The organism is Pseudomonas sp. 8209 (genome assembly GCF_028682105.1).
Lineage (GTDB): Bacteria > Pseudomonadota > Gammaproteobacteria > Pseudomonadales > Pseudomonadaceae > Aquipseudomonas > Aquipseudomonas palmensis.
In genome coordinates this window covers 530,470-548,839 of record NZ_JANIAH010000001.1, presented here as the reverse complement: position 1 = coordinate 548,839, position 18,370 = coordinate 530,470, and the positions used below count along the sequence as shown (strand labels likewise).

18 protein-coding genes are annotated in these 18,370 nt (G+C 61.4%); 10 read left to right on the top strand and 8 right to left on the bottom strand.

Annotated elements, in window-relative coordinates; translation table 11 throughout:
* Position 1: 1 nt before the first annotated feature.
* The 4 genes from NP552_RS02430 to cynR form a co-directional block, all read right to left on the bottom strand.
* On the bottom strand, positions 2–2,437 hold the full coding sequence (locus NP552_RS02430) for a membrane-bound PQQ-dependent dehydrogenase, glucose/quinate/shikimate family (RefSeq protein ID WP_274096437.1): 2,436 nt from the start codon (positions 2,435–2,437) through the stop codon (positions 2–4).
* Positions 2,438–3,141: 704 nt separating this feature from the next.
* Positions 3,142–3,510, bottom strand: a complete 369-nt coding sequence (locus NP552_RS02425) for a hypothetical protein (protein ID WP_078480310.1) — start codon at positions 3,508–3,510, stop codon at positions 3,142–3,144.
* 210 nt (positions 3,511–3,720) lie between these two features.
* A complete protein-coding gene (locus tag NP552_RS02420; RefSeq protein ID WP_081315089.1) occupies positions 3,721–4,725 on the bottom strand; it encodes a sensor domain-containing diguanylate cyclase in 1,005 nt (334 codons plus the stop codon).
* Between the two features lie 136 nt (positions 4,726–4,861).
* Positions 4,862–5,761 carry a transcriptional regulator CynR gene (gene cynR / locus NP552_RS02415; RefSeq protein WP_058540083.1) on the bottom strand — a complete coding sequence of 300 codons (900 nt, stop codon included), beginning with the start codon at positions 5,759–5,761 and terminating at the stop codon, positions 4,862–4,864.
* A 111-nt stretch (positions 5,762–5,872) separates the two neighbouring features.
* Here cynR and NP552_RS02410 point away from each other — a divergent pair, with 111 nt between their 5' ends.
* From NP552_RS02410 to NP552_RS02395, 4 genes are all read left to right on the top strand, one after another.
* Positions 5,873–6,514, top strand: coding sequence for a carbonic anhydrase (locus tag NP552_RS02410; protein ID WP_274096365.1), 642 nt, complete (start codon positions 5,873–5,875; stop codon positions 6,512–6,514).
* Between the two features lie 29 nt (positions 6,515–6,543).
* The gene (cynS, locus tag NP552_RS02405) at positions 6,544–7,014 is read left to right on the top strand and encodes a cyanase (RefSeq protein WP_043861410.1); all 471 of its coding nucleotides are present in this window, start codon (positions 6,544–6,546) and stop codon (positions 7,012–7,014) included.
* A gap of 77 nt (positions 7,015–7,091) precedes the next feature.
* Positions 7,092–7,331, top strand: coding sequence for a DUF2790 domain-containing protein (locus NP552_RS02400; RefSeq protein WP_043861409.1), 240 nt, complete (start codon positions 7,092–7,094; stop codon positions 7,329–7,331).
* A 61-nt stretch (positions 7,332–7,392) separates the two neighbouring features.
* Positions 7,393–8,616 (top strand): amidohydrolase family protein, encoded by a 1,224-nt coding sequence (locus NP552_RS02395; RefSeq protein WP_078480314.1) that lies wholly within the window; start codon positions 7,393–7,395, stop codon positions 8,614–8,616.
* A 173-nt stretch (positions 8,617–8,789) separates the two neighbouring features.
* Here the strand turns inward: NP552_RS02395 and NP552_RS02390 are convergent, their stop codons facing one another.
* Entirely contained in the window at positions 8,790–11,237 is a 2,448-nt protein-coding gene (locus NP552_RS02390; protein ID WP_274096364.1) for a TonB-dependent siderophore receptor, read from the bottom strand.
* A 187-nt stretch (positions 11,238–11,424) separates the two neighbouring features.
* Here NP552_RS02390 and NP552_RS02385 point away from each other — a divergent pair, with 187 nt between their 5' ends.
* The gene (locus tag NP552_RS02385; protein ID WP_054914633.1) at positions 11,425–11,940 is read left to right on the top strand and encodes a sigma-70 family RNA polymerase sigma factor; all 516 of its coding nucleotides are present in this window, start codon (positions 11,425–11,427) and stop codon (positions 11,938–11,940) included.
* Positions 11,937–12,884 (top strand): FecR domain-containing protein, encoded by a 948-nt coding sequence (locus NP552_RS02380; RefSeq protein ID WP_116055385.1) that lies wholly within the window; start codon positions 11,937–11,939, stop codon positions 12,882–12,884. The genes NP552_RS02385 and NP552_RS02380 overlap by 4 nt, the downstream gene beginning before the upstream one ends.
* Before the next feature lie 124 nt (positions 12,885–13,008).
* Here the strand turns inward: NP552_RS02380 and NP552_RS02375 are convergent, their stop codons facing one another.
* Entirely contained in the window at positions 13,009–13,878 is an 870-nt protein-coding gene (locus NP552_RS02375; RefSeq protein WP_274096363.1) for an AraC family transcriptional regulator, read from the bottom strand.
* A gap of 95 nt (positions 13,879–13,973) precedes the next feature.
* Positions 13,974–15,371, bottom strand: coding sequence for a MocR-like pyridoxine biosynthesis transcription factor PdxR (gene pdxR, locus NP552_RS02370; protein WP_274096362.1), 1,398 nt, complete (start codon positions 15,369–15,371; stop codon positions 13,974–13,976).
* Between the two features lie 89 nt (positions 15,372–15,460).
* Between pdxR and NP552_RS02365 the strand changes: the two genes are divergently transcribed.
* The 4 genes from NP552_RS02365 (at position 15,461) to NP552_RS02350 (ending at position 17,538) form a co-directional block, all read left to right on the top strand.
* Positions 15,461–15,907, top strand: coding sequence for a GNAT family N-acetyltransferase (locus NP552_RS02365; RefSeq protein ID WP_100632830.1), 447 nt, complete (start codon positions 15,461–15,463; stop codon positions 15,905–15,907).
* The gene (locus tag NP552_RS02360; protein WP_123752546.1) at positions 15,904–16,524 is read left to right on the top strand and encodes an FMN-dependent NADH-azoreductase; all 621 of its coding nucleotides are present in this window, start codon (positions 15,904–15,906) and stop codon (positions 16,522–16,524) included. Before NP552_RS02365 ends, NP552_RS02360 begins: the two co-directional genes overlap by 4 nt.
* Positions 16,525–16,551: 27 nt before the next feature.
* Complete coding sequence (locus NP552_RS02355) at positions 16,552–16,983, top strand: carboxymuconolactone decarboxylase family protein (RefSeq protein ID WP_043861401.1); 432 nt, start codon at positions 16,552–16,554, stop codon at positions 16,981–16,983.
* Between the two features lie 69 nt (positions 16,984–17,052).
* Complete coding sequence (locus NP552_RS02350; protein ID WP_210015379.1) at positions 17,053–17,538, top strand: AAA family ATPase; 486 nt, start codon at positions 17,053–17,055, stop codon at positions 17,536–17,538.
* 17 nt (positions 17,539–17,555) lie between these two features.
* Here the strand turns inward: NP552_RS02350 and NP552_RS02345 are convergent, their stop codons facing one another.
* Entirely contained in the window at positions 17,556–18,245 is a 690-nt protein-coding gene (locus NP552_RS02345) for a B3/B4 domain-containing protein (RefSeq protein WP_210015378.1), read from the bottom strand.
* Between the last annotated feature and the right edge of the window lie 125 nt (positions 18,246–18,370).

Genomic DNA, 18,370 nt, shown 5'->3' with positions numbered 1-18,370 from the left:
GTTACTGCTGTCCAGTACCGTCGGGCAACGCATAGGCAATGATGTAGTCGCCCACATCAGGCGAATGGCTCATGCCGCCCGCCGAGATCACCACATACTGCTTGCCGGTCGCCGGCGACTGGTAGATCAACGGCGCTGCCACTGCACCTACCGGCAGGCGGGCTTTCCACACCTCCTTGCCGGTGGCCGAGTCCAGAGCCCGCAGGTAGTAGTCCTGGGTGCCGGCTAAGAACACCAGCCCCGAGGCGGTCGAGGTAGGGCCGCCCAGCGTCGGCATGCCCAGCGGGATCGGCAGGTGGGTCTTGAGGCCCAGGGGGCCGGTGTCCTGCACGGTGCCCAGCGGTACCTGCCACACCAGTTTCTGGGTGTTCAGGTCGATGGCGCTCATGCTGCCGAACGGCGGGGTGTTGCACGGCACGCCCAGGGGGGATTGCAGGATGTCGATTTTTACCCCGCCATAGATGCCCGCCACTTGTGGGCGAATCGTACCCATGAAGCCCGGCACCTCATCGGTGGAAACCTTGAACTTGCTGGTGTTTTCCTTGGTGACCAGCGCCATGCGCAGCGGTACGCGCATGTCGTTGACGAACATCATGCCGGTGTTTTCGTCGATGGAGATGCCACCCCAGTTCATGCCACCCAGCAGGCCCGGCCATTCGATGTAGGGCTTTTCGGTCGGCGGGGTGAAGGGGCCCACATACACCGAGTCCTTGAACATGATGCGGCAGTACAGCTGGTCGAAGGTGCTCACGCCCCACATGGACTTCTCGGTCAGGGGCTCGGCACCAATCACCGGCATGCCCACCGAGTGCGGTTGGGTCGGTGCCAGGTGTTCGCCTTCGGCGGCGGGGGATGTCGGTACGGGCAGCTCCTGAACTTCAGTCACCGGCTGGCCGGTGCGGCGGTCCAGCACGAAGATGTTGCCGGTCTTGGTGGTCTGGATCAGCACCGGGGTCTTTTCGCCCTGGGCGTTCTTGATGTCGTACAGCACCGGTTGCGAGGGCAGGTCGTAGTCCCACACGTCGTGGTGCACAGTCTGGTACACCCACTTGGCCTTGCCGGTCGAGGCATCGACGGCCACCACGGCCGAGCCGTACTTTTCCTTGGCCTGGTTGCGGTCGCCACCCCAGTAGTCGGGCGGGCCGTTGCCGGTGGGCAGGTACACCAGGTTCAGTGCCTTGTCGTAGGTGGGCACGGTCCACACGTTGGGGGTTTCCAGGGTGAACTGGTGGTCGCTGGCGGTTGCGTCCTGGCCTTCAGGCGCACCGATGTCCCAGGCCCACACCAGCGCACCGGTCACCACGTCGAAGGCACGCACGGCGCCCGACGGCTCCTTGGCGACGATGTCGCGCACCCAGCCGCCGACCACGGTGAGGTGGCCCATTACCACGGGCAGGGAGGTGGGGTGGTAGCGCTTGCTGTTCTCGGTGGGGCCCATGCCTTTTTTCAGGTCGACATAACCGTTGTCGCCAAAGCTCGGGCACAGGGTGCCGGTGTGTGCGTCCAGGGCAAACAGGCGGGCGTCGACCGACGACACCAGGATGCGCTGGCGGCACTGCTGCTCGCCATACGAGGCCTTGACCTCGGTGCTCAGGCTGTCGTCCTTGTCGATGTCGTGGTAGCCCACGCCGCGGCACGTCACGTGCTCGGCGCTGCGCGCGTGCGGGTCGAACTTCCAGATCGGCTTGCCCGTGTCGGCGTCGAGGGCGGTGATCAGGTTTTCTGGCGTGCATGAATACAGCACGTTGCCGATCTGCAGCGGGGTGTTCTCGTCCACGCCGGCACCGGCGCCCGTGGTTCTGCGGCCGGTGCGGTAGATCCAGGCCACTTGCAGGTCCTTGACGTTCGCCGGGGTGATCTGGCTGAACGGCGCAAAGCGCGTGCCCGAGGCGTTGCGGCCGAAGAACTCCCAGTTTTCCGGCGCGGCGGGGGCTTCGGTTGGCGCAGGCTTGGCCGTGGAGGCGAGCGGGGTGGAGATTGCACCGTGCGGATAGAACGCCGCCACGAAGGTCGCGATCAGCCCCGCGAACACCGCAAAGCCGAAGCGGTTGGCCAGGCGTCGGGTGCTTGCCGAGGTACCGGGCAAGGCTGCGCCGACCCACAGGCTGAGGGTCAGGATGATTGCCGGTACTACCAGGCGTGGCAGCAGCTCCCAGTAGCTGAACTGGCCGACTTCGTAGAATGCCCACACACAGGTTGCCAGGGCGATGGCTACCGAAAGGGCGATGCTGGCGCTTTTGCGCAGGAACATCAGCGCTGCCAGCAGCAGGTATGCAACGCCTGCGATCAGGTAGTAAGGCGAGCCATCGAGTGCTACCAGTTTGAAGCCGCCGTAGATCATCGCCAGCGATACGAGCAGCACCAGCAGGGCAAACAGCACCCTTGCGGTGGTGCCGAGTGCAAACTTCCGAGTTTGCGGTTGATGGTCATCCGTCATTTTTTTCATACGTTCCGTTAGTCAATGGAAAGTGCACGCAGGCTCTGCGCAGGGGTCAAGGCATTCAGTCGGCAGCGGTAAAGGTCGAACCCGTGGGGCGTGGCGATCAGCGCGCAAGGGCGTGCGCGATCATTCGATACGGGGGGCGCCGAAGGCTCTGGGAAAGGGTGTTGGCGTTGGGGTGGCCTTTGCGGAGTCGGCGCGGTAGGGCTGCCTGAAAACGGTGGCCAGTTTAGGCGGGCGAGGCGGGGCGGATAAATGCTCAAGGTCGAAAAGCATTGTTGGGGAAACAGTAACAATGGGGACGGTCGGTAGGCCGCGTGTGCGGCCCGTGGAACGAAAGGGAGGCAGCTGTACGCGGGTTAGCAGACCAGGGATCAAGGACCCCGGCGCGCATGAATGCGCCCCGCGTACAGTCGCCATAACACCCGACGACAAAGGGTGACGGCCGTAAGCAGGATGGTAGACCGGGACTCCAGGAACCCAGCGCGCACGAATGCGCCCTGCGTACAGCCGTCATAAAACGAAACAGCGGGTGCAAAAAGGTGTCAGCTGAGACGGATGGACGCTTGCACGTCCTAAGGTACTCGGGCTAGCAAACCCGAAAGGATGCAGCTATAGATCGGTGCCCACCTTTGCAACAGACCGCCACAACCCAAAGCAGGCATATTAGCTTCTGGATCAGTAGGTAGCCTCCGCCAGTCCTAAAATCGAGACGGCGGTTCATTTCCAGCTTTGATCTGTGAAAAGACATGGTCTGGATCTGCCTGGCACCAATATCTGAACAGAAGGCGAGGTTCGGTATCCCCAAAATACTGACTCAGGAGGCTCTCGGCGGGGATTAACAATTTAGTTTCTGGCCATTGCTGAGCTAAAACACCTATGTGTTTGCCAGACGAACAAATAATCCACGTCGCCTTGCCTCCACTGATGTCAGGCAGGTAACCCATACCTTGGATCGCTTCGAACAAAGCGCGCAGTGTTACTGCAGGATCAAGCCTGATTGATGTCCTGTGACTTTCCAGATCATCCCCTGCATGCACGCTATCCCGATCAATTTGAATGACCAACATGAATGTTCCTTTTTAGCGTTGTGAGATTACTAGAATGCCAGCGTAGGAATGCCAGCTATCTGTCTACAGTCCGCTTATGGCCAATTGCTGCCGTTAACCACCGGCAGCCTTGGGTCCGTTAGCGACGGCCGAGACCGTGTTTGCCCAGTAATCTCGAATCGCACTCGCCGCTGCGTTTTCTCCAGCATCACCGTGGCTGCTGATGACCCTCTATGAAGGACGGGCAGTTGTTTGTTCTTCTGCACCTTCAACTGCTGAACAGCCCGACAACCCCTCCAACTGCACATACTCAATGCGGTGCCGTCCGTTGTTTTTAGCCGCATAGAGCTGCTGGTCCACGGCTTTGATGAAGTCTGTAGGCCTGTCCCACTCGCCTGGCGCCATCGAACCCGCGCCTATGCTGACAGTCAGGCGGTGGTCATGTGGCGATAGCGCATGCACGATGGACTGCTTTTGGATCAACCGCTGGCAGCGCTCAGCCACTTTACGCGCCACCTCGGCATCGGCTTCGGGCAGCAGCACGATAAATTCTTCGCCGCCATAGCGAGCCACAAGGTCGCGTGGGCCATCCAACGCCAAACTCAGCGTCTGGGCAATCGCTATCAAACATTTGTCGCCTTGAATATGGCCGTACAAATCGTTGTACTGCTTGAAAAAATCGACGTCCAACAACAGCAGCGACAATGGCCGGCGCTCGCGGCGCGCACGTTCCCACTCCAACTCGAAACAGCTGTCGAAGCGACGACGGTTGGCGATATTCGTCAGGCCGTCCTTGAACGAGAGCACCTCCAGTTCCTTCTGCAAACTCAGCAACTGGTCTTCGGTCTTCTTGCGTTCGCTGATGTCGAACATGAAGCCGATCAGTGCTTCGACTTCGCCCCTGTCATTGCGCACCACGTGCACAACGTCGCGGATCCACACATAGCCGTTGTCCTTGGTCAGCGCTCGGTAGTCCGCCTCGTGGTCCACACCAGCCTTGGATTGCGTCACGCAGAAGTTCACCACATGCTCGCGATCTTCTGCATGCATGCGCATGGCCCAGTCTTCCACGCTCACCCAACTTTCAGGGCTCCAGCCCAGCAACGCCTCGATCTGAGGGCCGATGTAGGTGAACTTCATTGAGGCCCAGTCAATCTTCCAGGGAATCGCCTTGGTCGACTCCAGAAGGGTTCTGTACACCTCACTGTCATTGACAAGCTCGCTTGCATCGGACATACACGATAGCCCTCGGAACCCTATGGATAAGCCACTTTAGCAGCCCTGGCAGGGCAAGTACTGCGTACCGAGCCAGGCGTTGGTACATTGCGACATGGAAGAGGTTGCGGGCACGCTGAAAGCCCTTCGTATTCTGCTACTCATCTGTCTTGGTCGTCAGATCACCGGCCACTTCCTTGGCCAGCGCCATAAACGCCCGGGCAGCCGCGGATTGATAGACATTCTTGCGCTGCATCAAGACCGCTGTGCGCTCTAGCCGATGCGGCCCCAACTCGACAGACACCAACTCTGGGTGCTCCTGCGCTATGGCGGCGGGCAGCAAGGTCGACAGCGTGGTTCTGCGCACTACCTCAATCAACGCACCAATTACATTGGCCTCCATCACCACGCGCGGGCGAATGCCGTGCTGGTTGCAATAGCGGTCGATCTGTTCGCGGGTGGCGAACGCTTTGCTGAGCAGAATCAGCGACTGCGCATTCAGCGTCTCCAGGCCGACAGCCCGCGCCCCGGCCAGCGGATGTCGGCTACCAACGACCAGGGCAAGCGTTTCAACCAGCAGCGGATAGGCTTCGATGTCTGGCGCATGCACCTCATCAAACGCAATCCCCACATCCAGTTCGTCCCTCAGCAGCAGGTTCTCCATCTGCTCCTGGGCCAGTTCATGCACGTTCAGCGTGATGTTCGGGTAACGGCTGTGAAAGGCTTCCACCAACGGCCCGACCAGGTAGGTCGTGAAGGTTGGCGTCACCGCTATGCGCAGCGTTCCTCGACTGAGATCGCCCACATCATGCATCGCCCGCTTGCCTTCGCGCAGCTCCTGCGCCGCCCGCAATGCATAACGCAGGTACACCTGCCCGGCATCGGTCAGGCGTGTTTTGCGCCCTGAGCGATCGAACAACTGCGCCCCGAGGCTTTCCTCCAGCTGGCGCACTTGCTGCGACAGCGCGGGCTGCGAAACATGCAGTGCCGCCGCGGCACTGGTAAAGCCCTGATGTTCGGCGACCGCAAGAAAATACTGAATATGGCGCGCCAGCATGCCTGTGCCTATAAGTTTATCTGATGAAGATAATCATATATGAGACTTTTACCTTATTGAACGGCCTCCGTAACCTTTGCCTCATCGCATCGCGAACCAACGGAGTCAACCATGCAAGACATCATCGACGGTTTCCTTAAATTCCAGCGCAATGCCTTTCCTGAACGTGCCGGCCTGTTCAAAGACCTGGCCAACCAGCAGAGCCCGCGGGCGCTGTTCATCTCCTGCTCCGACAGCCGGCTGGTGCCGGAGCTGGTCACACAGCGTGAGCCGGGCGACCTGTTCGTCATCCGCAATGCGGGCAACATCGTGCCGTCCTACGGCCCTGAGCCAGGCGGTGTGTCCGCCTCGGTGGAGTACGCGGTCGCAGCCTTGAAAGTCAGCGACATCGTGATCTGTGGGCATTCCGACTGCGGCGCCATGACCGCCATCGCCACCTGCAAATGCCTGGACAACATGCCCGCCGTGGCCGGCTGGTTGCGCTACGCCGATTCCGGTCGGGTGGTCAACGAGGCCCGCCAGCATGTCGACCAGCATGCCAAGGTCGCCTCGATGGTGCGTGAAAACGTCATCGCGCAGTTGGCCAATATCCAGACACACCCCTCGGTACGCCTCGCGCTGGAAGAAAAGCGCGTGACGTTGCATGGCTGGGTCTACGACATCGAAAGCGGCTGCATCCAGGCCTTCGACAGCCGCACCGGCAAGTTCGTGTCGCTGGCCGAAAGCCCTAGCGCTTGCGTTGCTACCCACTAGCCCTCGTTTCTACCCACGGAGATATCCCCATGATCCAATCACAAATCAGCCAAGACACTCGCCTTGCCCTGACCGACGTCATCCTGTTGGCCAAGGCCCGCAAAGACCTGTCGTTCGCTCAGATTGCCGAAGGCACCGGCCTGCACGAAGCTTTTGTCACCGCCGCCTTGCTTGGTCAGCACCCGCTGCCGGCCAACGCAGCCCAGGTGGTTGCCGACACCCTGGGCCTCGACGCCGATGCCGTGCTCCTGCTGCAAAGCATCCCGCTGCGCGGCAGCATCGGCAACGGCATTCCTACCGACCCAACCATCTACCGCTTCTACGAAATGATTCAGGTCTACGGCACCACGCTCAAGGCGCTGGTTCACGAGAAGTTCGGCGACGGCATCATCAGCGCCATCAACTTCAAACTGGACGTCAAGAAGGTCGATGACCCAGACGGCGGCTCCCGCGCGGTGATCACCCTGGATGGCAAGTACCTGCCGACCAAACCGTTCTGATCACCCCACCGATGGACCCGGCGCTGCATGGCTGCCGGGCTCCATGTTCTTGAAAATGTGGAGAAGGGCCTCTGAACATGAAGGCGTTACCTGTACTGATAGCGGGCTTTTTCTGTGCTGCGACGATGGCCGACGAACCGATACCGGTTGAGCAATACAGCTACGCCCAGCACCTGGACATCGCCCGCGTCATTTCCATCAGCGAAGTCGCGCACGTCTGCGCCGTGGTACCTGTGCTCATGACGTATGAAGACTCCAAGGGCCAGAAACACATTCTTGAATACCGAGTGATGGGTAACGGCTGTTCCAACGGTTGAACTGCCCATGGTTCGTTTTTTACCGATGCGCCCTGGGGCAGCATCATAGAGGGCCAACGTCATGGATCTGATCTTTCGCAATGTGCGCATCGACGATACAAAACCGCTGATGGACGTAGCGGTGCACCACGGCAAGATTGTCGAGATCGCGCCGACAATTTCAGTGCAGGCCGTGCAGGAAATCCAGGGCCACGGCAACGTACTGATCCCGGGCTTTGTCGAAGGGCACCTGCACCTGGAAAAAGCCAACATCATGCACCGCAAGGCCAATCGCTCCGGCACGTTGAAGGAGGCGATAGCGGTTACCGCCGAGCTCAAACCCACGTTGACTCGCGACGACATTCTCGCGCGCTCCACTCAAGCACTACGTGCGTTGGTGCAGTCCGGCACTACCCACGTACGCGCCCACGCCGAATTCGACCCGGTGCAAGGCTTCACCGGCTTTGATGTGGTGCTGGAACTGCGCGACAAGCTGCGCGACGTCATCGACATCCAGGTGGTGGCCTTCCCGCAGGAGGGAATACTGAAACTACCGGGCATGCAGGCAATGATGGTTGAGGCCATGGAGAAGGGCGCAGATGTAGTGGGCGGCATTCCCTACAACGACGACTCGGCCCATGACCACATCGACTATGTATTCAACCTGGCCAGGCGCTACGGCAAGGACATCGACTTCCATCAGGACTTCGCCGACAACGCCGAACACATGACCATTGAGTACCTGGCGCGCAAGACCATCGAGCAAGGCTATCAAGGGCGCGTATGCGTCGGTCACCTGACCAGCCTGGGTGCCGTGGCGCCGCACAAACAGCGGGAGATCATTGCCTTGATTCGCGAGGCTGGCATCAGCGTCATGTGCCTGCCCGCCACCGACTTGCACCTCGGTGCGCGCGGCGACAGCCATGACGTGCGCCGTACCCTGACGCCGGTGCGGGCCCTGCGTGATGGCGGCGTGAATGTGTGCCTTGCCACCAACAATATTCGCAACGCATTCACCCCGTTTGGCACCGGCGACTTGCTCAACATCGCGCAATTGGCGATTCCGGCCTGTCACCTGGGCGGGGCGGATGACCAGGCCACGGTACTGTCGATGCTCACTACCCATCCGGCGAAAGCGCTGGGGTTGAAGGATTATGGGTTGGTGCCGGGTGCGCCTGCTGACGTGGTGTTGCTGGAGACGCATTCGGTGGGTGACGTGATTCTCGACCTGCCCACACGGTTGATGGTGCTAAAGCGCGGGAAGATCGTGGCGACGTCGGCCTGTCAGCGTTCGGTGGCTTTCTGATCCAGTTCGATGCAAGCGACTGGTCGTGGGGAGCTGTTACTTCGCTCGCCCACCACCCGGCTCACCCCGCACGAACTCCCTGGCCGTTCAACATGAAGATACTGGTGAGCACAGGGTCCGTCCAAGCGGCCGTTACAGCCGCTTGAAATCGCCCTATCGACCACTGCTCACGGCTAGTTCTCGTAGCGCAGCGTGACGGCAAAGTTGCGGGGTTCGCCGTAATAGTTTCCGGTGTCCTGGCTGAAAATCGCGGTGTAGTACTTCTCGTCGAAAACGTTGTTGAGGTTCAACTGAACGCTCAGGTTCTGGTCGATCCGGAAGTTGGCATTCAAGTCCACAAGGTTGTAGGCACTCTGCGAAATACTGTTCAGGTACAGCTTGCTCTGATGGTACACGCTGGTTCCGACTCGCCATTGGTCCAGGCTACCTGGCAACTGGTAGGTGGTGGCGGCCTTGAACAGTCGCTGTGGCGAGTTCTCTGTGCCATAGGTGTCACCCTTCCTGCTACCCGCCACGTATTCTGGATGGCTGTAGGTGTAGCCCATGGAGGCATTCCACCCGGGCATCAACTCGCCCGAGACCTCGGCATCGAACCCGCGGTTTCGTACTTTGGCGCCCTCGGTGTAGCACCGCGAATCGCGCGTGGGCCCACACACGCGCCCAGCCTCGGGCACGACCTGCGCAAGGCCTGTCTGATCCACCTGGAACAGCGCCAGGGAGGTATTGAGCCTGCCATCGAACAGTTCGTTTTTTACGCCCACTTCGTAGTTGCTGCCCGTTGTGGGTTCGAGCAGTTTGTTGTCGACGCTGTAGTTGCTCTGCATCTTGTAGATCTCGGTATAGCTGGCATACACCGAGGTAGTGTCATTGACGTCGTAGACGATGCCGCCGTAGGGGATGATCTTGCGGTTTTCCCTGAAGCGGTCCGTCTCCCACGGGCCCTGGGTGTCGTAGTCGACCCAACTCAAGCGGCTGCCCAGAATCACGTGCAGATCATCGAATGGGTTCAGGCGAGTGGCTGCATAGATCCCCTTGTCCTTGCGCACATGTCGACTGGGCGTCAGGCTGCCGACTATCTGCGGTTTCGGGAATGTGGAGGTATCGAAGTCCAGAATGTCGACGATAGGGTTCACGCTGGACGAGCCTGTGACGTATTGCAGCCTGTCACGCCGCAAGTTGGTACCGATCACCACCTCATGCTTGCGCCCCAGCAGGTTGAACGCACCGTTGAGCGCCGCGTCGAGATTGATCTGTTCATCATCGTAGCGGGCGCTGTTCGGCCAGTACTGCATCGTCGAGTCGGTGTCCCTGGTGTGGTACCCAACCTGAGCGAGAAAATCCGAATTGGACCAAATCAGGTTGGTGGCGACGGTGAGGTTCCAGTCCTCATTGAAGCTGTGCTTGATATCGGCAAAGACGTTGCGGTTGATCTTGTCCAGGTACGCCCACTTTCCAGCGAACGACTTCGACCGCGAGAAGTTGTATGAGCTGCCATCCAGGTGGGTAGGCAAACCGCCCCAATCGTAGCCGCCACTGTTGTCCTGCTGGAAGGACGCCCCCACTGCAACCGTGGTCGAGTCATTCAGGTCGACTTCGCCGATGGCGTAGAACAGTTGGTTGTCCTTGTCAGCGTAGTCCTGATAGCTGTTTCGACTGTTGTACATCAGGACCGTACGGCCACGCACGGTGCCCTCTGCGTTCAAGGGGCCGCCAACGTCGAGTTGCGTGCGGTAGTTGTCCCACGAGCCAGCACCGATCTCTGCCTTGAGCCGGTATTCACGTGTCGGTCGCTTGCGAACCATGTTGATGGCCGCAGACGGATTACCTGCCCCTTGCATCAGGCCATTTGCGCCTCGGACAATCTCCACCCGGTCATACATGGCCATGTTGTTCACCGACATGACGTCCATCGAGAAGCTTTCCGTGACGCTGCTCGGCAGGCCGTCGAATTGCAGGTCGTCGACCTGGAACCCTCGCGAGTAGTAAAGCGGACGCTCAGTGCCGAACCCCTTGACCGTGCTGATGCCCGTGGCTGCCCTTGCAACGTCTTCCAGGGACTGCATGTTCTGGTCGTCCATCTGCTGACGCGTGACGACGCTGATCGACTGCGGCGTTTCGCGCAGCGAGAGATTCATCCGCGTCGCTGTGGTGGTGTTACCTGTGGTGTACGACCCCGAATCCTCGGTGATGGCGCCCAGCCCCGAGCCTGTCACGTTGGTCGCGTCCAATTGCAATGAACCCGACGGTGCAGCCGGCAGCAGCACATAGCTGTTGTCCCCACCTGCAACCGCCTGCAACCCGGACCCGCTCAGCAACACGGCAAAGCCCTGGTCGATGCTGTAGCGGCCATTGATGCCCCGGCTCTGCTTGCCTTCGGTCAGCCCGTTGTCGAACGACAGCACCACGCCTGCTTCGGTGGCAAAGCTGTTCAGCACAGTGGCCAGCGCCCCGGCTTCAATGGCAAATTCCTGCTGATGCAGCGTACGGGCTGTTACCTGGCCTTCAGCCGCGTGGCCAAGTGCTGGAGTGGCCATCAACAACGATGCGCCAAGTAGGGCAAGGCATAGCGCGCTTGGGGTGTTCAACGTGGCGGTGCAGAAGCCTGGAAGGGGATGCTGCATGCTTACTCCTGATGCGGTTGTTGGCATTTTGTGAGGTGTCTGCAAAAGGAGTCGCGTAGCCGAGAGGAAAGTGACAACGCGTTTCGAAATTTTTTCCTGGCCTGATTTTCACGGCCAGAAGTCGATTGCTCTCAGGCCATCATTTCACTATATTGCGATTAATTCTTATTCACTGTTTGGCCTGGATATGCCGTCTGGCAACCTTATCGCGACCCTCTACAACGACCATCAACCCTGGCTCATCAGTTGGCTGCGCAAGCGTACCGGGTGTTCCCAGGCGGCGGCAGACTTCGCCCAGGACACCTTTGTTCGCGTGCTGCTCGCCGAGCGCCGTGAACCCCGGGCGGCCATGCTCAATGAGCCTCGGCATTTTCTGGTAACCATCGCCAAGCGGGTAATGATCGACAGTTTTCGCCGTCAGTCGGTGGAGCGTGCCTATCTGGAAGTGCTCGCCGCGCAGCCCGAGTCGTTCGAGATTTCTGCCGAAGAACAGCTTTCGTTGCTCCAGACACTTCTGGAGCTGGATCGCATGCTTGACGGCCTGGGCGTGAAGGCCAAAACGGCGTTCCTGATGTCGCAAGTGCAAGGGCTGACCTACCCTCAAATCGCCGAGCACCTGCAGGTGTCCGCCAGCTCGGTAACCAAGTACATGGCCCGGGCCACCGAACGCTGCCTCCTGTACCTGGTGGACAATCCGTGGTGACCACCGACGCCCAGCGCCAAGCACTTCGCCATGCGGCGCAGTGGTTCGCGCAGCTGTGCGCGAACCCTGAAGACGCGGCGCTGCGCGCGCAGTGGCAACGCTGGCACTGCCGGAGGGCGGAGCATGAATGGGCATGGCAGCAGTTGACCGAATTGCAGGCGCGCCTGGGCGGCATGCCGCAGCAGTTGGCCTGGAACGTCATGGAAAAGTCCACGCTGCGCGAAAGCGGCCCGAATCGCCGCACGCTACTCAAGGGGCTGTTGCTGGGCGCCGGCGCCAGTTCATTGGCATGGCAGGGATATGACGTTGCGCCCAGATGGATGGCCGACCTCAGAACGCGCACCGGAGAACAGCGCCAAGCGGCTCTTGCCGACGGCACCCTGCTGGTATTGGATACCGATACCGCGCTGGATGTACTGTTCAATGCCAGCACGCGCTTGCTGGTGCTTCGGGCGGGGGAGGTCCATGTAACCACCGGCAAGGACTCACGTCCGTTGCTGGTGCGCAGTGCACAGGGTGATCTGCGCGCATTGGGCACTCGCTTCGCCGTGCGCCAACTCGACGGGCTGACACGTCTCAGCGTCTACCAGCATGCCGTTGCGGTCCGTCCTGAGCAGGCTGAAGGCGAGGTCGTGATCGAGCAAGGGCAATCGGTGACATTTGATCGTCAGCGACTGTTTGCCACGCAGCCATTGAAAAAAGGCGAAGAGGCCTGGGCTCAGGGGCGGCTGGTAGTGGAGGGCTGGAGGCTGGATACACTCATCAACGAGTTGCAGCGCTATTGCCCCGGCTATCTGGGCTGCGCCTCGGAGGTCAGCCACTTGCGGGTGTCGGGCTCGTACTCGCTTGGCAACATCGAGCTGACATTGAACACTATCGCCCGTTCGTTACCCATCCGAATTCAGCAGATTACCCGTTACTGGACGCGCATCCTGCCGGTTTGATGATTTACGACTTTCGAAGGCCGGTGGCTCAGACATCGGCTCGCACGGTCCGCTTTTGGCACCACTGCCGCTCGGCCGGCAACTCACCCACCGAACGGCAACCCGTTTCACATGCCAGCTTCGCCTATTTCAACGGAACGTAGATATCCGTCTGCCATTGATCCTGCGGTGTTTCGGGAAACACGCTCAGGTAATGGAAGAACAATGGGTGATCCCGAAGCTCTTCGTTACTGGAGGGTAGCCAGTCGCGGTAAAGCGGGTAGATGGATTCTCCGATGTAGTCAGGCGACCCCGTATGGCGAATCACGGCGCAACGCCCTGCCGGGATGACCCGTTCATGCACGCCGAATTCATTGGGCAGCACGGCCTCGCCTATCTCGCCGCAAATCGCGAACCTGAAGGCCTCTGCGGGCGTGGTATCGGGATTGTCATAGGGGATGCCAAACGAGCGGCTCACGGCCACTGGCGACTGACCGCTCTGCATGCGCCACTGACGAAAACGACTGACGCTTTGACTGACGAGGCCGGGCGCCCCGCAATGTTCAAGCGCCGCCACGCGGGTTTCGGCGAACGTCACGATACGGATCTGCATGGTGATACTCCTGGAAAAGTGAGGGACAACGAAGACCGCATTCCAGACCTGCCAGCTCGGTGCCTTGGCGAACGCACTCGGCGCCATGCCAAAGGCGCGCCTGAACGCCCTTGAAAAGGCCTCGGGGCTTTCGAAGCCAGCACCCAGTGCTGTCTCCAGCACGGACTGACCCGGTGAACCGACCAGTTGATGCGCAGCGCGCCGAAGCCTCATCAACTGCACATACTGTGCAACCGGCACGCCTACATACGCCGTGAATTGCCGGTGAAAATGAAACACCGAGAAGTTGGCGACGCGGCTCAGTGCATTCACCGAGAGATCGCCCTCGAGGCAGGTATCTATATAGGCGAGTACGGCGTCGAACCGTTTTGCGTAGGCATGGCTGTTGCTTGAGTCGGTCACCGAACAAAACCTCCTGAAGATGCGGTGAGCAATAGCATCCGCCTTTGCCCCCTCGTCGTGCCTAGCCGGGTTTGCTCTGATAGGGGTTGCTGCCCCTATGCAAGCCGAGCCAGTTCCCGCGCCACCATCGCCGCCTGCTGCGCACTGGCAACATTGGTAAACCCCATTACCAGCCCGTGCCTGGGCGCACCTGCCAGGTACCACTGCGATAGCGGCTCCACCGCCAGCCCGGCGGCCCGTGCGCGCTTGGCCAGTTTTACATCGTCCACGCCGGGCAAACCGGCTACCAGGTGCATGCCGCCTGCCTGGGTATCGATCAGCAAACGCTCGCCCAACTGCTGCTGCAATGCCTCGATCAGCCATTGCCGGCGCCGGGCGTACAGATTGCGCATCTTGTTCAGGTGCCGCGCAAAGTGGCCTTCGTTGATAAACGCCGCCGCGGTGGCCTGCAGCAGGTGAGGGCAGTGGTTGTGCAGCCGGTCGGCCTGGCGGGCGAAGGCCTCGCATTGCTGCGCCGGCACCACCAGGTAGGCCAGACGCAATCCGGGGAACAGCACCTTGCTGAAGGTGCCGGTGTAGAGCACGCGGCCCTGCTGGTCGAGGCTCTTGAGGGCGGGCAGGGGCTTGCCGCGATAACGGTATTCGCTGTCGTAGTCGTCCTCGATGATCCAGCTGCCTTGCCGGTTGGCCCACGCCAGCAGCGCCAGCCGGCGCGGCAGCGACAGCGACACGCCCAGCGGGCTCTGGTGGGTGGGGGTGACCACGGCAAAGCGCGCATCCACCGCGCGGGCGATGCCCTGTTCCACATCCAGGCCCTGGTCGTCCACGCTGACGGGCACCAGCTGCGCGCCGGCTTCCTGCAGGGCGTTGCGGGCCATGAAGTAGCCGGGTTCCTCGAGCCAGCAGCGGTCGCCCGGCTGCATCAGCGTATGGCAAATCAGGTCGAGGCAGGCGCGATAGCCGGCGCACACGAACACCTGCTCGGGGCGGCAGGTGATGCCCCGCGAGATGCCCAGGTAAGTGGCAATCGCCGCCCGTAGCGGTGCGTGGCCGCGTGGGTCCGGGTACACCAGGCTTTCCAGGCCGCCTTGACGCAGTTGCCGGCCGGCCAGCCGGGTCCACAGCTTGCGCGGGAAGGCGTCCAGGGCCGGCAGGCCCATCTGCAAGGGCAGTGGCAGCTCGCCGGAATGGGTGGTCGGGTAGGTGCTGGCGGCCAGGCCATGGCCTAGCTGGGGTGGGGCAACCGGGGTCAGTTGCGGGGTGACCACCGTGCCGGCGGCGCCGCGCGCCATCAGGTAGCCTTCGCCGATCAACAACTGGTAGGCCGCCTCCACGGTGCCCCGCGCCAGGTTCAGCTCGGCGGCCAGGGCGCGAACGGCCGGCACGCGATCACCTGGGCGCAGGCGGCCGTCGGCGATGGATTCGCGAAAGCGCTGGTAGAGCTGGCGATAGATCGGCGCCTGCTGGCTGCGGTCCAGTTCGAAGGAAAGCATCTTGGCCTAGTCGTTTATTCATTTTTCGGCCCTGTAGCTTAAGCCATTGCTTGCTTAAAGTGGGCGCTCTTGAAAAGCGGACGACGACCATGGCCTACACCCTTCAACACCTCGAAAGCCACGCAGCCTTTGAAGCCAGCTTTGAACTGATGCGTGTACTGCGCCCGCACCTCACTGACCTGGCCGCCTATGTGGCGCAACTGCAGCGCCAGGCCGCCCAAGGCTATCGCTTGCTGGCAGCATGGGAGGGTGAACAGGTGGTGGGCCTGGCAGGCTACCGCCCGCTGGAAAACCTGTTGTACGGGCGCTTCATCTATGTCGATGACCTGGTGGTAAGCCCCGACCTGCAACGCGGCGGCCTGGGCGCGCAGTTGCTGAGCGCCGTGCGTGACGAGGCGCTGCAGCGCGGTTGCGATCACTTCGTGCTGGATACCGGCCTGCACATGCCGCTGGCCCAGCGCTTCTATTTTCGCCAGGGGTTGCTGGCCCGTGGCATGCACTTTACCCAAAGCCTTAAGCCGGGGAGCCCGCAATGAACAACATACTGCTGCTCAACGCCAGCCCGCAGGGGGCGGTGTCCCATGCCAATCAACTGGCGCTGGAGCTGGTGGCCACCTTGCGCCGGCGCCACCCCGGGCTGCAACTGATCGAGCGTGATCTGGGCGCGAGCCCGCTGCCCCCGCTCGATACCGATTACGCCCGCGCCCTGACCACCCGCACGCCATTCGACGCACCCACTTTCGCGGTGTCCGAGGCGTTGATCCAGGAACTGGAGCGCAGCGATGTGCTGCTGATTGCAACGCCCATGCACAACTTCATGCTGCCGGCCGCGCTCAAGCTGTGGATCGACTACGTGCTGCGCATTCACCGCACCTTCAGTGCCGGCCCGCAGGGCAAGGTCGGTTTGCTGCGCGACCGCCCGGTGTACGTGCTGGTGGGCTCCGGTGGCATTCACCAGGGCGAGGCGGCGCGCCAACCAGACTTTCTCACGCCGTACCTGCGCCATGTACTCAACACCCTCGGGCTGTTCGACCTGCACTTCACCTACCTGCAGGGCCTGGTGGGCAGCGAGCAGGCGGTGCGTAGCGCAATCGACGCCGGCCGCGCTCGCCTGGCGCTGGAGCCCTTGTTCAACCCACAGGTTTGCGCCTGATCCCTTTCACTTCACTGGAGTTTCACCATGAGCCAACTCAGACTGCCGTTCGCTTCCCTGTCGCCTGAGGCCTACCAAGGCCTGCTCGCCACCAACAACGCACTGGCCGCCAGTTCCCTGGGCCTGCCATTGATCGAACTGGTGTACCTGCGCATTTCGCAGATCAACGGCTGCGCCTTCTGCCTGGGCAAGCATTCGCAAACCCTGCGTGACAGCGAGGTGGCGCAAGCCAAGCTCGATTGCCTGGCCGGCTGGCGCATCAGTGGGCTGTTCAACGAGCGCGAGCGCGCCGCACTGGCCTGGGCCGAGACGCTGACCCACGTCAGCGAAAAGGGCGCACCCGATGCGTTGTACGAGCCCTTGAAAGCCCATTTTTCCGACGTCGAGATTTCCGACCTGACCTTGGCCGTGGCGTTGATGAATGCGTTCAACCGGCTGGCCATCGGCATGAACCTCTGAGCGCGTTCCACTGTTGTGGGGGCAAGCGCCGGCACGGCATCATGGCGGCTCATCAATCAGGACAACGCCATGGCCACCCCGACGCTTCATCTGATGTGCGGCAAGATCGCCTCCGGCAAGTCGACACTGGCCAAGGCCCTGGCAACCGAACACGCGGCGATCTTGCTGAGCGAGGATCACTGGCTCTCCAGGCTGTACCCGCAGCAGATCCACTCGGTGGCCGACTACGTGCGCCTTGCCCGCCAGGTGCGGGCGGTGATGGGGCCGCTGGTTACCGACATGCTCAGGGCGGGCACCAGCGTGGTGCTGGACTTTCCGGCCAACACGCCTGCCGATCGCCAATGGCTGCGCGCCCTGGCCGACGCCGCACAGGTGCCGCACTGCGTTCACTACATCGAGGCAAGCGATGAAACTTGCCGGGCCAGGCTGCACCTTCGCAACGGCCGCGCCGAGCATGAGTTCGCCGCGACCGACGCCGAGTTCGATCTGATCACCAGCCACTTTCGGGTGCCCGACCCCGAGGAGGGGGTCGAGATCAGGGTTCACCGGCTCTGACCCTCGGCGCGCACAACTCAGTAGAGTTCGATCAACTGCCGGTCGATCGTGGCACCCGGCATCATCTGCAAAAGCCCGGTGCCCAGTTCGTCAGCCGCGGCTTGCAGTGCCTCCAGGGGCATTGCAGGCAGGCTTTCGAGGATGAACCACATCTGTTCTGCATCGGCGTCCAGGCGCGTTCGGGTTCCCTGGCGCCAGTTCCAGCGCCGACACGTCACACCCAGGTCGTCGCGCCAGATCACTTCACCCTTGTCGGGCGATTCGTTGGCGGCGCTGCCGTCCTTGATGGTGTCGAACAGCTCCGTACCGGTGGCAACGGTCAAACGCGGCACACCTATGTAGGCAGCGAAATTCTCGCCGCCGACCGGCACGGCGAACCTGAGGCTGATGGCGTTGTACAGGTCGACAATGGGGTCGATGCTCGGCAGCACGGCGTCGCGCAGCACGCGCTTGCGCAGTGCCTCGGCCGAGCACGGCGTGCGCTGCGGCTTGGCGCCGAACAGCCGGAAGGTGTTTGCCCATGCCGCAAGGTGCGCCTCTGCCCAGTCCGGGGCGCCGGCTGTGACCGCCTCACAGGCCTGCGTCAGGGCGTTGGTCGCCACCTCGGGCCGGGTGATCGGCGTGGCTTTGACGCAGATGCTCATGGCACGGAACCCCGGTGCTATCTCTGCAATCTGCGGGTCAAGAACAGGCACGACAAACGACATGTATTTCTCCAGAAGGCAGGGGGAGCAGAACAGGTGCGCATTCTTGAACGGTGAGCCGTATCAGATCCAATGATTAGGCCTCATGCCTTATCAGTTCTTCTTATCCTGCGGATGGGGTGGTGCAC

Coding starts and splice junctions, on each gene's coding strand:
- NP552_RS02430 (WP_274096437.1), bottom strand. CDS start 2,437: ATGACGGATGACCATCAACCGCAAACTCGGAAGTTTGCACTCGGCACC.
- NP552_RS02425 (WP_078480310.1), bottom strand. CDS start 3,510: ATGTTGGTCATTCAAATTGATCGGGATAGCGTGCATGCAGGGGATGAT.
- NP552_RS02420 (WP_081315089.1), bottom strand. CDS start 4,725: ATGTCCGATGCAAGCGAGCTTGTCAATGACAGTGAGGTGTACAGAACC.
- cynR (WP_058540083.1), bottom strand. CDS start 5,761: ATGCTGGCGCGCCATATTCAGTATTTTCTTGCGGTCGCCGAACATCAG.
- NP552_RS02410 (WP_274096365.1), top strand. CDS start 5,873: ATGCAAGACATCATCGACGGTTTCCTTAAATTCCAGCGCAATGCCTTT.
- cynS (WP_043861410.1), top strand. CDS start 6,544: ATGATCCAATCACAAATCAGCCAAGACACTCGCCTTGCCCTGACCGAC.
- NP552_RS02400 (WP_043861409.1), top strand. CDS start 7,092: ATGAAGGCGTTACCTGTACTGATAGCGGGCTTTTTCTGTGCTGCGACG.
- NP552_RS02395 (WP_078480314.1), top strand. CDS start 7,393: ATGGATCTGATCTTTCGCAATGTGCGCATCGACGATACAAAACCGCTG.
- NP552_RS02390 (WP_274096364.1), bottom strand. CDS start 11,237: ATGCAGCATCCCCTTCCAGGCTTCTGCACCGCCACGTTGAACACCCCA.
- NP552_RS02385 (WP_054914633.1), top strand. CDS start 11,425: ATGCCGTCTGGCAACCTTATCGCGACCCTCTACAACGACCATCAACCC.
- pdxR (WP_274096362.1), bottom strand. CDS start 15,371: ATGCTTTCCTTCGAACTGGACCGCAGCCAGCAGGCGCCGATCTATCGC.
- NP552_RS02365 (WP_100632830.1), top strand. CDS start 15,461: ATGGCCTACACCCTTCAACACCTCGAAAGCCACGCAGCCTTTGAAGCC.
- NP552_RS02360 (WP_123752546.1), top strand. CDS start 15,904: ATGAACAACATACTGCTGCTCAACGCCAGCCCGCAGGGGGCGGTGTCC.
- NP552_RS02355 (WP_043861401.1), top strand. CDS start 16,552: ATGAGCCAACTCAGACTGCCGTTCGCTTCCCTGTCGCCTGAGGCCTAC.
- NP552_RS02350 (WP_210015379.1), top strand. CDS start 17,053: ATGGCCACCCCGACGCTTCATCTGATGTGCGGCAAGATCGCCTCCGGC.
- NP552_RS02345 (WP_210015378.1), bottom strand. CDS start 18,245: ATGTCGTTTGTCGTGCCTGTTCTTGACCCGCAGATTGCAGAGATAGCA.